The sequence below is a fragment of the Adhaeribacter aquaticus DSM 16391 genome (assembly GCF_000473365.1).
GTDB lineage: Bacteria > Bacteroidota > Bacteroidia > Cytophagales > Hymenobacteraceae > Adhaeribacter > Adhaeribacter aquaticus.
The window spans coordinates 2,797,363-2,811,831 of the sequence record NZ_KI421517.1 but is presented as its reverse complement, the minus strand read 5'-3'; the positions used below and the strand labels follow the sequence as shown (position 1 = coordinate 2,811,831).

9 protein-coding genes are annotated in these 14,469 nt (G+C 41.4%); 3 read left to right on the top strand and 6 right to left on the bottom strand.

What is annotated here, in order from left to right; all coding sequences use genetic code 11:
- Window positions 1–69 precede the first annotated feature (69 nt).
- The 6 genes from ADHAQ_RS0114575 to ADHAQ_RS0114550 all read right to left on the bottom strand — a co-directional run bounded on the left by ADHAQ_RS0114575 (window position 70) and on the right by ADHAQ_RS0114550 (window position 10,487).
- Window positions 70–2,493, bottom strand: a complete 2,424-nt coding sequence (locus ADHAQ_RS0114575; protein WP_026463562.1) for an ABC transporter permease — start codon at window positions 2,491–2,493, stop codon at window positions 70–72.
- Between the two features lie 6 nt (window positions 2,494–2,499).
- Window positions 2,500–3,261, bottom strand: coding sequence for a DUF4097 family beta strand repeat-containing protein (locus ADHAQ_RS0114570; protein WP_026463561.1), 762 nt, complete (start codon window positions 3,259–3,261; stop codon window positions 2,500–2,502).
- A gap of 41 nt (window positions 3,262–3,302) precedes the next feature.
- On the bottom strand, window positions 3,303–5,690 hold the full coding sequence (locus ADHAQ_RS0114565; RefSeq protein ID WP_026463560.1) for an ABC transporter permease: 2,388 nt from the start codon (window positions 5,688–5,690) through the stop codon (window positions 3,303–3,305).
- Between the two features lie 68 nt (window positions 5,691–5,758).
- Complete coding sequence (locus ADHAQ_RS0114560; protein WP_211240588.1) at window positions 5,759–8,209, bottom strand: ABC transporter permease; 2,451 nt, start codon at window positions 8,207–8,209, stop codon at window positions 5,759–5,761.
- 126 nt (window positions 8,210–8,335) lie between these two features.
- The gene (locus ADHAQ_RS0114555; protein WP_026463558.1) at window positions 8,336–9,025 is read right to left on the bottom strand and encodes an ABC transporter ATP-binding protein; all 690 of its coding nucleotides are present in this window, start codon (window positions 9,023–9,025) and stop codon (window positions 8,336–8,338) included.
- A gap of 199 nt (window positions 9,026–9,224) precedes the next feature.
- Complete coding sequence (locus tag ADHAQ_RS0114550) at window positions 9,225–10,487, bottom strand: efflux RND transporter periplasmic adaptor subunit (RefSeq protein WP_026463557.1); 1,263 nt, start codon at window positions 10,485–10,487, stop codon at window positions 9,225–9,227.
- 315 nt (window positions 10,488–10,802) lie between these two features.
- Here ADHAQ_RS0114550 and ADHAQ_RS0114545 point away from each other — a divergent pair, with 315 nt between their 5' ends.
- The 3 genes from ADHAQ_RS0114545 (at window position 10,803) to ADHAQ_RS0114535 (ending at window position 14,112) form a co-directional block, all read left to right on the top strand.
- Window positions 10,803–12,182, top strand: coding sequence for a sigma-54-dependent transcriptional regulator (locus ADHAQ_RS0114545; protein WP_026463556.1), 1,380 nt, complete (start codon window positions 10,803–10,805; stop codon window positions 12,180–12,182).
- Window positions 12,172–13,524 (top strand): sensor histidine kinase, encoded by a 1,353-nt coding sequence (locus ADHAQ_RS0114540; RefSeq protein ID WP_026463555.1) that lies wholly within the window; start codon window positions 12,172–12,174, stop codon window positions 13,522–13,524. Before ADHAQ_RS0114545 ends, ADHAQ_RS0114540 begins: the two co-directional genes overlap by 11 nt.
- Window positions 13,525–13,611: 87 nt before the next feature.
- Window positions 13,612–14,112, top strand: coding sequence for an MOSC domain-containing protein (locus ADHAQ_RS0114535; RefSeq protein ID WP_084523854.1), 501 nt, complete (start codon window positions 13,612–13,614; stop codon window positions 14,110–14,112).
- Window positions 14,113–14,469: the final 357 nt, after the last annotated feature.

Sequence of the window (14,469 nt, the reverse complement as noted above, 5' to 3'; positions counted from 1 at the left end):
TTATGACTAAGCTTTTAATCAATTGGAAAACAAAGATGCTCAAATGGTAAAATACCGGCAGGTGGCACTTTACTCGTTCCGCAACGTTTTTACCGGATTAGCTACCGCGGCTTTAATAGCCTGGTAACTTACCGTAACAAGAGCTATTAAAATGGCTAAAGCTCCTGCCAGTATAAATACCCACCAGCTAATGGAAGTGCGATACTCAAAGTCCTGTAACCATTTATTCATGGCGTACCAGGCCAATGGCCAGGCAATGATATTGGCTAATAAAACCAGTTTTAGAAAGTCGCGGGAAAGCAAGGATACCAGGTTAGGCAGGGACGCTCCCAACACTTTCCGAATTCCAATTTCCTTGGTTCTTTGCTCGGCGGTAAAAGTAGCCAAACCAAACAAGCCTAAGCAAGCCACGAAGATCGTTAAGCCGGCAAATATGCTTAAAATGTAACCGATCTTCTTTTCCTTTTGGTAGGTTTGCATAAAACGTTCATCTAAAAACGTATACACCAACGGCGTGTCTTTAGAAAAACTGGTCCATTCTCCTTTAAGAGCAGTTAGCAAACCGGCTATATCCTTTGTTTTTGCTTTCACCACAATGGATCCACCATTATCGCCTAGCATTAACAAGAGTGGCCCAATACGCTGGTGTAAGGATTTGAAATGAAAATCTTTGACAACGCCAATCACCTTGTAAACGGCTTTATCGCCTTTGTTATTAATAAAACAAGAAACTTCCCGCCCTAATATATTATTGTTCCAACCAAAAGCCCGTACAGCAGCTTCATTGATTATTAATCCCAGTGAATCGGAAGCAAAATCTTTCGAAAAATTACGGCCAGTCACTAACTGGATTCCCAAAGTAGGCAGGTAATTGTAATCCACTCGGAATTGGTTTGTATTCACTGATTTTGAAGCATCATTATCGGCCAAAACTACGGAGTTGTTGGAGTTTGTAGGTCCGGCAGGCAGGTAGGAAGAAATACTGGCATTTAAAACCCGGGGGTCGGCAAGCAGTTTCTGCCGCAATACTTCTTCCTGGCTGCCCAATAAATAAGAATCATGTACAACCAACACCTGTTCCTTATCATAACCCACCTTCTTGTTTTGGATATAGGTTAGCTGCTGGTAAACGACCGTAACACTTACAATAAGCGCAATAGAAATAAAAAACTGAAAAACCACCAGTCCGCTGCGCAAATTCAGGCTTTCTTTGCCTTTAGTTATTGTGCCTTTTAACACAGCCACCGGGCGAAACGAAGACAGATAAAAAGCCGGGTAACAACCTGCCAATATGCCTACTACCAACCCAAACATCAGTAATCCGGGTACCAGCCATATATTATTCGCCAATTGTAAGGTTAAGGCTTTTCCGGCCAGTTCGTTAAAAACAGGTAAAACTAAATACACCAAGGAAATGGCTAATAGCAAAGCCAAAACTGTAAGCAGAACAGATTCCAACAAGAACTGCTGTACTAAATCCCGCTTAACCGACCCAAGCACCTTTCGGATGCCTACCTCCCGGGCCCGTTTGGAGGCTCCAGCCGTAGACAGGTTCATGAAATTTATACCCGCTATCAGCAGCATAAAGATGGCAATGGCGCCAAAAATATACACATACCGGATATCGCCATTCGCCTGCAGGTCATTGGTATAATCCGAATGCAGGTGAATATCTTTTAACGGTTGTAAATAAAGCCCAACCTCGTTGCCTTGCTTTCGGTGTTCGGCCAGGCTTAAACCCATAGATTTTTTAATCTCCGGGCCCATATACTTTTCTACTACGTCTGGTAATTTTGCTTCCAGCTCTTTGTAATTATACCCGGGCGGTAATACCAAATACGTAACAAAATTATTACTCAACCAGGTAGGTTCTTTAGCCGGTGCATAACTAGCCATAGAAACAAAAATGTCGTAATGAAAGTGTGAATTACTTGGAACTTCGTCGATTAAAGCCGTTACTTTATAACTGGTATTTTCACTTTTGTTTTGCAGCACTTTACCAATAGGGTTTTCTTTCCCAAAAAACCGATGGGCTGCCTCTTTTGAAATAACAACGGTATTAGGTTCCGTTAAAGCGGTTTTAGCATTTCCCTGAATAATGGGAATAGTAAAAACCTGAAAAAAATTAGCATCTACATAAGCAATGGCTTCTTCTTTAAAGGTCCTGTTTTCATAGGAAAAAATAACTCCTCCCATTTGCCGTAAACGGGTTGCTTCCTGCACTTCCGAGTAATCAGCTAACAGGGTTTGGGCTGCCGGCGCCGCTGAAGTAGGAAAGCTTAAAAGGTTGCCATTTAGTACCGCCTTAAAGGTAAGGCGCACCATCCGGTCAGCTTTTTTATTATACCGGTCGTAGCTTAGTTCGTCGGCTATAAATAACATAATAACCATGCAGGTAGCCATGCCAATAGCCAAACCAAAAATATTGATTGCTGAGAAAGCTTTATTTCGCCAAAGATTCCGACAGGCAATTTTAAAGTAATTCTTTAGCATAACTTTTTATTTTTCTAAAGTCATCTTAATATTTCCCAAACCCGCACTAACTGTTATGTCTACATTTTGGGCTGATTTGCCGTAGGCGTCATTCACATAGTAGCCGTTTTGTTTGCGCAACCCCTTATTATCAATGCCACCTAATCCTGATACCCGAACCCGAACACCCGAACTGCGAGGCAATACCAACGTTAAGTCACCGATGCCACCAGAAATATCAGCATCCAAATCTCTGGTGCGGGCGCCACCAAGGTTTAGGGTTAAAGCACCCACCCCGGCACTCACTTTTAAACTAGCAACCGAAGTATTAGCTAAATTCACATTAAAGTCCCCCGCGCCTGCTTCCATATCTACCCGGTTTATTTTAGCCCCATGCATATCTACTTTTCCTTCGCCGGCCCCCATGCGGAGTTTTAAACTAGTTTCTAAAGCTTGGGGTATTTTAATAGTATACTTGTTATGCTCCCGCTCACCCATATTGGTATTCTTTTCTTCGGGTTGCCGAATAATCAGGTGGTCCCGGTTAGCTTCTTTAGTAGCTTTTACCAAGGGCTTCCAGTTACTTCGGGAATAAGCAAAATTTAAATCTGCATTGGGTAAAGGATGAGTGGTTAGCGTAAGGGTTCCGGCATTTAACTGCACTTCCGCCAGTAAAGCTTTCGCCCTTTTCAAATCGACACTTTGGGTTGTTTTTTGTTGGCCATGTACTAATGGAGACGAAGTAAGAGCTATTACAAAAAGAAGAAAAAATTTGCTGAAGACGTGCATACTGTTTATTTAAAGGCTTTATACTAACTAATGAAACTAGTCTACTCACTCCGGAGGGCATTTACCGGGTTAGAAATAGCGGCTTTTATGGCATGAAAACTTACCGTAAAAAGTGCAATAAGCAAGGCTATAAAAGCCGATAATCCAAATATCCACCAGGAGATGGCCGTCCGGTACTCAAAGCCCTGCAACCATTGGTTCATTCCGTACCAGGCAAGCGGCCAGGCAATAACATTGGCCAGTAATACTAATTTCAGAAAGTCTTTGGAGAGCATAGCCACTATACCACCTACCGAGGCTCCTAAAACTTTACGGATGCCAATTTCCTTCGTGCGTTGTTCGGTCGTAAAAGAAGCTAACCCAAATAAGCCTAAACAGGCAATAAAAATAGCTAAGGCCGTAAACACACTAAATATTTTACCTAACCGCATTTCGGTCTGATACAGGTTATTCAGGTTTTCATCCACAAAGGAATATTCAAAAGGATGCCTGTCATCAAATTCATTCCATTTTTGCTGCAGAGCACTTAACGTCTGCGCCACCTGGTCCGGACTGATGCGCAATACCAAATACCCTACGTTATTGCGGGCAATGGCAAAAATAGCCGGTTCTACTTTAGCGTGTAAGGTTTGAAAATTAAAATCTTTTACTACCCCTACCACTTTAAAATCAAGACCATTGTCATTATATTCCAGGTGCTTCTCTAAAGCTTCTTTGGTAGATGTCCAGCCAAAAGCTTTTACCATAGCCTCATTAATTAGAACCGCCTGCGTACTATCTTTAGGAAATTTAGTGTCAAATGCCCGTCCATCGGCCAGTTGGATGTCCATGGTGGAGAAGTAATCGAAATCTGTTTCGAATACAAACCCAACGGCATTGTTACCGGGATTTTGGGCCAGGTTAATAATTGTGCGCCACCAGCCCCGATTGCCCGGCATTGTATTGGCTACTGTACCCGCCACCACCCCGGGCAAACGCAGAAATTCATTTTTAATGGTATTGGCTTTAGCTACACCAAATTGCCCATTAAGCGGAATGGAAATGAGCTGTTCTTTCGTAAACCCTAACCGCTTATTCTGGATGTATTCCATCTGGTTGTAAACCACCGCTGTTCCAACAATTAAACCAATTGAAATAGCAAATTGAAGCACCACCAGCCCTTTGCGCAAAACAACCCCTTTAGTAGTGGTACTTAACTGGCCTTTAAGTACCTGAATGGGCTTGAAAGCCGACAAGAAAAAGGCCGGGTATAAACCTGCTGCCAAACCCACCACTACGGTTAGCATTGATAGCCCAACTACTACCGGACCATTTTTAAGTAGCTGCCCCGGAATTACCTTCCCGGAAAGTTCGTTAAAAGCCGGCAATGAAAAATACACCAGGCCAATGGCAATTACCAGACTTACCACCCCTAATAAAATCGACTCGCTCAGAAATTGCCCAATTAACTGCTGGCGCGTAGCTCCAATAACTTTTCGTACCCCAACCTCTTTAGACCGATTCTGCGACCGGGCAGTAGCCAGATTCATGAAATTGATACAGGCCAGCAGAATAATAAATAAAGCTAAAACCGAAAAAAGATAAATGTATTTAAGATCGCCGGGCGGCGAAATCTGAGAACTGATATCATTATCTAAATGCACATTTAGTAAAGGTTGTACATGCAGGGAAGGCGGTGGCGGAGAACCAGCCGGTACGGGCATATATTTTTTTACAAATGCCGGTAGTTTGGATTCAAACTTTTCTGGATTAAAATGGTCATCAACCAACATATATGAGTGAAAGCCAAAGGCCCACCAGTTATTGCGGTTATTCTTCAATAAATCAAAAGGAATTAAATAATTTGGACGGATGTGCGAATTCTCCGGAATGGCAGCTAAAACTCCCGTTACTTTTACCTGGTATATACTATCCAGCTCTATCTCCAGAACTTTACCTATTGGATTAGCATTACCAAAATATTGTTTGGCTAACTCCTGACTTAATACAATGGAATGAGGTTCTACAAGTGCAGTTCTGGGATTGCCAACGGTTAATGGAAACGTAAACACCCGGAAAACAGTGGAGTCTACAAAAAAGCCCTGGTCTGCGTACATTCCCGTGCTTTCTTTTCGGATTAGATTACGGGTATTGTTACTAAACCTGACAACTGCTTTTATTTCCGGAAAATTACGTTTCAGTTCCGGCGCTATGGGCGGTGAGGTTACAGCAGCTTTGTCAATACGGCCATTCTCCATTATTTCAATAGTTAGCCGGTAAATATTAGCTGCCTGCCGGTGGTTTTTATCAAAATTTAACTCATCCTGCACAAACAACATTATAAGGGTACAGCAAGCTATACCTACGGCCAAACCAACCAGGTTTATTAGGGTATAGCCTTTGTGCCTTACTAAATTTCTAACTGCTATTTTGAAGTAATTTTTTAACATAACCATTGGGGTGTATCAGGAACTTCAGAATATAATCGTGAGACTTCAGGTTGATATAAAATAATTCATTATTCAGCCCGAAGGCCATCTACCGGTTTCATAAAAGCTGCCCGAACTGACTGGTAACTAATGGTTAGGATAGCAATAACCACGGCCAGTATACCCGCTATTAAAAAAACATCCAGGTTTATAGTAATTCGGTATTCATAATCTTCTAACCATTTTTGCATCAGGTACCATGCTACCGGCGCTGCAATTACCAAAGCGATAAGCACCAACTTTAAGAAATTCTGGGTAAGCAACCGGAAAATGCTATAACCTGAGGCTCCTAAAACTAACCGGATGCTGATTTCTTTGCTGCGTTGCTCTACCATAAAAGCCGATAAGGCAAATAAACCTAAGCAAGCCACAATAACGGCCAGGATGGCGAAGCTGCTAAAGATGCGGCCCATGCGTTGTACATCGGCGTACATGTTGGCGTAACTCTGATCCAGGAATGTATACCGGATAGCCTGATCGGGCGCAAAGCTTTTCCAGACCGAACTCACCGATTGCACAAATTCCGGCATATCTGCACTTTTCACTTTTACCGCTACCACCGATGGACTATGGCCCAAATCCATTATCATCGGCCGGATATTTTCTTTCAAGGATTCAAAGTGAAAGTCTTCTACTACTCCCACGATGGTCCAATGCTCCCAGGAGTTGGAAATGCGCGCGCCAATCGGATTTTTTAATCCCATTTCTTTTACCAGCGCCTGATTAACAATGGCGGCTCCGGAATCAGTGGCCATTTCCTGAGAAAAATCCCTACCGGCCACTATTTTCATGCCGAGGGTTTTAATATAATCGTGGTCGATGCGCCACATTTGCCCGTAAGTGGCGCTTTCTTCTTTGTGCTTACCTTCTTTCCAGAAACCATTGCCATTCCGCTTCATGCCTTTTATAGGCAGATAATCACTTATGCTTACACTTTTTACCTCCGGCAACCGCAACAGCTCCGTTTTAAATGTTTTTACTTTATCGCCCAGCGTATGCGTACCCTGAATCAGCAGCACCTGGTCTTTCTCAAAACCTATTTTTTTATTCAGAATAAAATTCATTTGTCGGTATATAATAAAAGTACCGACAATAAGAATAATGGAAGCAGTAAACTGAAAAACCACTAAGGCGCTGCGGGTACCTGCACTTTTGCTGCCCCGGCTCACATTGCCTTTCAGTACATTTATGGGTTTAAAGGAAGATAGATAGAACGAAGGGTATAATCCAGCCAGAAAACCAATAACCAAAGCGGCAGATGCCATTGTGGGCAGTAACCACCATTCGCGCCATGGAAAAACCAACGATTTAGCTGCCAGCGTATTAAAGAATGGCAATAGCAGCCAGGCCAATAACAGTCCTACAGCAAAGGAAATAGCACTATATAGGATAGATTCTGCTAAAAATTGCTGAACAAGATTACTGCGGTATGTACCTAAAACTTTGCGTAAGCCTACTTCCTTGGCCCGATTAGCAGATTTGGCGGTGGATAGGTTTATAAAATTGATACCGGCAATAATCAGGATAAAAGCAGCTATAGCACCAAACAACCAAACAAAACGAATATCACTCTGATGATTGGAACCATATTCCATAATATCAGCGGAGTTTAAATGGATATCCGTGATAGGTTGTAAAACAATTTTTCCTTGTTTCGCTACATCTTTAACGTCTACATTACCCGCTTCTATCAAGCTTGGGATTACATATTTTTCTATAATCAGGGGAAATTTTTTCTCTAATGCCGCCGCATCTGCACCGGGACGCAGCATAATATAAGTGGCGTAGTTACTAGCCATCCAGGTTCCTTGTTCGCCGGGCCAAAACTCTACTCCGGTGAGCGTAAGTAAAAAATCAAAATCTAAATGAGAAGTAGACGGAAAATCTTCCATCACGCCGCCTATCTTATAAGGCTTTTTCTCATTGTTATTCAGGATTAAAGTTTTGCCAACTGGGTTCTCATTCGGAAAATATTTGTCAGCTTTGGTTTTAGAAATAACAATGGTATTGGGTTCTGCTAAAGCTTTCTTGGGATCGCCATAAACCATGGGAACCTGAAGAATATCGAGCATTCCCTGGTCGGCATACGTAATTTTTTCTTCGTAAAAATTCTCCCTTTTATCGCCTCTTCTTACTTCGGCACTGCCCGCTCCAAATAATTCATTAGGGTTAAATCTGCCTACCTGTTCAATTTCGGGATAATCATTCTTTAAGGCCTTGGCCATGGGTGCCGGGAACGAAATCCCTTTCGTAATTTTTCCGCTTTTATTCGCTTCACTAATTACCCGGTATAGTCGGTTTTTATTCGGATAATGCTGGTCGTAGCTCAACTCGTCCTGGATAAACAAAGAGATTAACAAACAAGCGGCAATGCCTAAGGAAAAGCCTCCTATTTTTATAGAAGAATACAGCTTTTGCTTCAACAATATTCTCCAGGCGATTTTGAAGTAGTTTCTTACCATTTTCAGATTGTAATCCATGACTTACTGCCACAGCGTTATGTAAACAAGTCTTGACTAATCCAGCATAGCTGCATTATCTACTTTCTCTCCCTCTGTTCCTGAAGAATAGATTCTTCATTAGAAGAATAGATTCTTCATTATAGGTTAAACCGTAAATTGCTCGCGCACATTCTCCATTACCACTTCGCCATCTAACAGCCGGATTACGCGGTGCGCATAACGGGCATCATGTTCCGAGTGAGTTACCATGATTACTGTAGTGCCCGCTTCATTCAGTTCAGTTAATAATTCCATCACCTCATTTCCATTAGCTGAGTCGAGGTTACCGGTAGGCTCATCCGCCAGAATTAATTTAGGATTATTGATAACAGCGCGGGCCACAGCAACCCGCTGCTGCTGACCGCCCGATAATTGTTGCGGGAAGTGGTTGCGCCGGTGCATGATCTGCATCTTTTCCAGCACTTTCTCCACTTTTTCTTTGCGTTCAGAAGCTCCCACACCTAAATAAATTAAAGGCAGCTCCACGTTTTCAAAAACCGTTAATTCATCTATCAGGTTAAAACTCTGAAACACAAACCCGATATTGCGTTTGCGTAAATCTGCCCGGTTACGCTCATTAAACTTAGCTATTTCGGTACCTAAAAATTTAAAACTACCACCGTCCGGTTCGTCTAATAAGCCCAAAATATTTAAAAGCGTTGATTTGCCACAACCCGACGGGCCCATAATGGCAACAAACTCTCCTTCATTTACTTCCAGCGAAACCTTGTTCAACGCTTTGGTTTCTACTTCTTCGGTGCGATATACTTTTTCCAGATTCTCAATCTTAATCATGTTATTAGTGATTAATTGTTAATTATTTGCGGTTAAGGACTAACCATGTATGTCGTAGTTTCTAATTATTTCTAATATTTATTAGTATTGCTGCGTTTCCCCTTCTCTTTCCAGCCGGAGAACATTTTATCTCTAATCTTAAAGCAGCAAACTATAACTTTTCCCTAAATTAAAAAGGGCGGGGATAGTTAGTTACCAGCTACTCCTTGGTATCCTTAATTACCAGCTCGCCCATGTCCTCATAGTTTTCGTAGCTGGAGGTTACTACTTTATCGCCGGGTTGTAAGCCTTCCAGCACTTCATAATATTCCGGGTTCTGGCTACCCAACCGAATATCGATTCTAGTGGCCTTATTTCCACTTTCATCTAGTTTGAAAATCCAGTTTCCACCTGTTTTCTGATAAAACCCGCCTTTGGGCACCATTACTGCTTGTTTCTCAGCGCTTAAAGCTAACCGAACCTGTAAGGTCTGGCCCCGGCGAATTCCCTGTGGAACTTCTTTGGTAAATTCCATATCTACCTGAAACTGCCCATTAGCCACTTGGGTAAATATCTTTTTTACACTTAACTCATAAGTTTTTCCATCAAAAGTAAAATCACCTTTTTGGCCGGCAAAAATACGGGAAATGTAATGTTGGTCGATGTTGGCACGTACTTTAAATCCATTAAGTACATCTATCTGGCCAATTCGCTGCCCACGGGTTTTTGATTCGCCAATTTCAGCATTCAAAGAAGTGATCTGGCCAGAAACAGGTGCCTTAATAGTAAGGTCATCCATCTTCTTGCGCATCAGGGCCAGGTTACTTTTCATACGCCCCACTGATTCCTGCATTTGCTGTATTTGCTGATGCAAAGAAATAGAGTCCTGGCGAAGCGTTTGCTTTGTTAGCAGGAGCTTTCTTTTCTGATAATCGTAATTGTTCTTGCTCTGGAAATACTCTTGTTTGGGAATAACTTTATCTTCGTAAAGCTTTTGGTTCATATCAAAAACCCGTTTTGCTTCGGTTAAATTAAATTCAATATCGGCTAATTGATTTAACTGCTGAATGCGGTTCTGTTGCATTAAATTACGCGTGTGCTGCAGGTTATTAATTAAATCAAAAACAGCTGTTTCACGGTTTACCATTTCCAGTTGCAGGTCTGTGTTAGACAGTTGAATAATAGGCTGACCTGCAGCTAAAGTAGTGCCGTCTTCCACCAATATAGTTTGCACGGTTCCACCTTCTGTAGCATCCAGGTAAATGGTTTTTATAGGCATTACCACCCCATCTATGGGAATAAATTCCTGGAAATTGCCTTTCGTTACTTCACTTATAGTTATGCGCTGGTTATCTACATTGAGTTTGGCTTTGCCACTAGTAGAGAAAAAGCTGGCCAACACCAACAAGACCAAAATGGCGGTACCGGATAGCATCACGATCCTTTTTGGTGTCCACTTTTTCTTCTTTATAATTACGTCCATGATGGTAAGCTAATTGACTAATATTTTGGTAATAACCTAGTAATAACAACAATGCCAAAAATATAAACCATTGAAATAAAGCTAATTATACAGAAAATCACCTAACCTCACTACCAAGACGTCCGGTTATGATACAAGCGTTGTTCGCTTCTGAAACAACAATATACCTGTTTAACGCAAGTACTCTTTTATAAGCTCTAGTAATCAACTGCTTAAAAATATAGCACACTTTGTGCCGCAATAGCTATAGTGCTAAATATTGTATTAATTTTGATATATTGTATTTAATTTTATTGCCAGTTAATAATTTTTGTCATGAATACAAAAAATGCTAGGGTATTAGTAGTAGACGATGAAAGCGATGTGCTTTTTGCAGTAAAAATGCTTCTAAAAACCGAACTAAAAGAAGTGGTAACCGAGAAAAATCCGGAAAACCTGATGTCTTTGCTAAACAAGCAAACTTTTGATGTCATTTTTCTGGACATGAACTACAAAAGTGCCCTTAATACCGGAAACGAGGGCTTTTACTGGCTCAGCCGCATTTTAGAAAAAGACAAAAATGCAACTGTAATCATGATTACAGCCTACGGCGATATAAGTACAGCTGTACGTTCGTTAAAAGAAGGGGCTACTGATTTTATTGTAAAGCCCTGGCACAACGAAAAACTTCTGGAGGCCCTGGAAACTGCCTTACAAAACAAAACCGCTAAAAGTGCACCGGGCGGGCGGGGTAATGCTGCCAAAAAAGCCGGTTCTTTTGATTTTGATATGCTGGGTGACTCGGAAGCCATGCAGGAGGTATTTCATAAAATAGAGAAAATTGCCCCTACCGAAGCTAATATTTTAATATTAGGTGAAAACGGTACCGGAAAAGAATTAGTAGCCAAAGCCCTGCATCAAAAATCCTTTCGGTCAGCTAAACCTTTTATCACGGCTGATCTGGCTGCCATGAGTGAAGGCATTTTTGAAAGTGAGCTTTTTGGGCATAAAAAAGGATCATTTACCGATGCAAAAGAAGACCGCATTGGGCGGTTTGAAGCGGCTTCGGGCGGAACCTTATTTTTAGATGAAATTGGTAATATTTCCTTACCACAACAGGCAAAATTATTAACAGCCCTACAAAACCGGGAAGTTATACCCTTGGGAAGTAACATGCCTGTACCTATTAATATTCGGTTGGTTTCGGCAACCAATGTGCCTATTTATGAACTGGCTTCTAAAAATCAATTCCGGAAAGATTTAATTTACCGCATTAATACCGTTGAAATTACGTTACCTCCTTTACGCCAGCGCGGGGACGATGTCATAATTCTGGCTAAACATTTTGCCCGTATTTATGCCGAACGCAACCATAAAATAACACCTGACTTTGAGGCCGCTACTTTTAAAAAGTTAAAACAACACAGCTGGCCAGGTAATATCCGGGAACTGCAGCACGCTGTAGAACGGGCGGTTATTTTAGCGGAGGGTAATGTATTAAAACCGGAAGACTTCTCCTTCTCGGCCATGGAACAGCCCACTTCTGTTTTGGGGGCGCCGGTTATTATTGATGGGCCTTTGCAGCTTAATGAAGTAGAAAAAAACACAATCCTAAGGGTAATAGAACGCAACAATGGAAACATTACCAAAGCTGCCAAAGAATTAGGCATTACCCGCACTGCCCTTTACCGCCGCCTGGAAAAACATGACATTTAAACGCCTGGAGTTAGGAATATTTATCCGCTTATTGATTCTTTTTGGATTAATGTATGTAGCGGTTTATTACATTATTAACCCCGCTTATGTACAAGTAGTCTTTGCAGCCACTTTATGTATAGCTTTAATAATAGAATTAGCCAATTACGTTACCCGCAGCAACAACGAACTGGCTAAATTCATTATGGCGGTTAAGTATCGGGACTTTTCGCAACAGTTTAATGAGCAACACACTAATCCATCGCTTAAAGAACTGCACCATGCTTTTAACCAGATAAACAAAACTTTCAGAGAGCTTAGCTCCGAAAAAGAAGGCCAGTATCAGTATTTACAAACTATTCTGGAATTAATAGATACGGGCATCCTATCGTATGATGAGAATGGCGATGTAGAATGGATTAATGAATCTTTTAAACAAACAATAGAATTACCTTTCCTCAAAAACATCCATGCTTTAAGCAAGCGAAACGATACCCTGTACCAGGCTATCCAAAATTTAAAAGCCGGGGAAAGTTCGCTGGTAAAATTAACAGTAGGCAAGAAAAACTTACAACTGCTGCTTTCCGCTACTTCGTTCAGGCTACACGGCAAAAACATGTGTTTAATTGCGTTTAAAAACGTGAGCACCGCCCTCGATGAAAATGAAACCGAAGCCTGGCAAAAGCTACTACGTGTAATGACACACGAAATCATGAATTCGGTAGCCCCCATTGCGTCGCTGGCAGATACTTTACGTAAGCACGTGCGCCTGGAAAAAGAAGCCATAACCGAACCTGCCAGCTACAACACAGATTTATTAGATGATGTAGAAGAAGGTATTGGCATTATACAGAGCCGGAGCGAAGGCTTATTAAAATTTGCGCAGATTTACCGAAACTTCAGCAAAATTACGAACCCGCTCCTGACTACTATTTACGTGCAGGAGCTATTTAACAGCATAAAAGCTTTACTTACCCCCCAACTGGATGATAAGCATATAAATCTGATTATTTCAGTAGTTCCGCCCGGGCTTACCTTACAGGCAGATACCCGGCTGATGGAGCAAGTATTAATAAATCTGGTATTAAATGCTGCCAAAGCAGTTCGTAACCGGGATAATCCACAAATTCAGTTAGTGGCTAAATTAGACGAGCAAGATCATGTAGTTTTTGAGGTAATTGATAATGGAACCGGTATACCGCAGGAATTAATGGATAGTATTTTTATTCCTTTTTTTACAACGCATAAAGATGGCTCTGGCATTGGCTTAAGCTTGGCAAAGCAGATTATGCACCTGCATAAAGGCAGCATACAGGTACAATCTGTAGAAGGCGAAGGCAGTGTTTTCCGGCTTCAATTTTAATTATTATAAAAAGGAATATCCTGGCTACACCTATTTCTGAAAAGTTCGGGGTGGCAACCAAATAATTTTTATCCAGTTACTATATACATGGCATTTCCAGCTTCAGAAGGTTCTATTTTAGGTAAACTCATGGATACCTTGCCGCAAACCGGTGTAGTAACCTGGATTGGTATACGGCCGGAACGGAAAAAGCCTTTGCAGCCATTAGCCCAGACACAAGCTATTACAGATCAGGGCCTGGTTAATGATCATTACAAAGGGAAGCCGGGAAGCAAGCGGCAAATTACCTTAATTCAGGCCGAACATATTTCAACAGTAGCTTCTCTGTTACACGTTCCCGAAATTGGTCCGGAATTAATCCGCAGAAACATTGTAGTAAAAGGACTGAATTTACTTGCTTTAAAAGACCGTAATTTTTGGGTAGGCGAGGTTTTACTGCAATATACCGGCCCTTGTCATCCCTGCTCCCGCATGGAAGAAAACTTGGGGCCTGGCGGTTATAATGCCATGCGGGGCCACGGTGGTATTACTGCCCGCATTCTGCAGGGTGGCTTTATAAAATTAAACGATCCAGTACGGGTGGCTTAGTACTAAAATTTTTTAGCTGTTTTAAAACACTTAACCGTTGGTGTTTCCAGTACTTAGTAAACTACTTTCACGTTTTTTCCTTTAACTAAACAATTAAATAAAACCTGAATATAGGCTCGTACGTACGGTTTTGGAATGCTATTCTGGGTTATTTCAATGTGGTGCAAGACCTAACGAATTAACAAAAGCAAGGTTTTAGGGCTGCGCTGGAATCTTTTCTAATAGTTAATTCCGGATAATTATTAATAAAATAAATCCTGTTAGTTAAGTGGCTTTGAAGCTATAATCACTTGATTTATACAAGCCATAACAACACCATAAATAAATTGCGCCTCAAAGAACAGCTATAAGAAAATT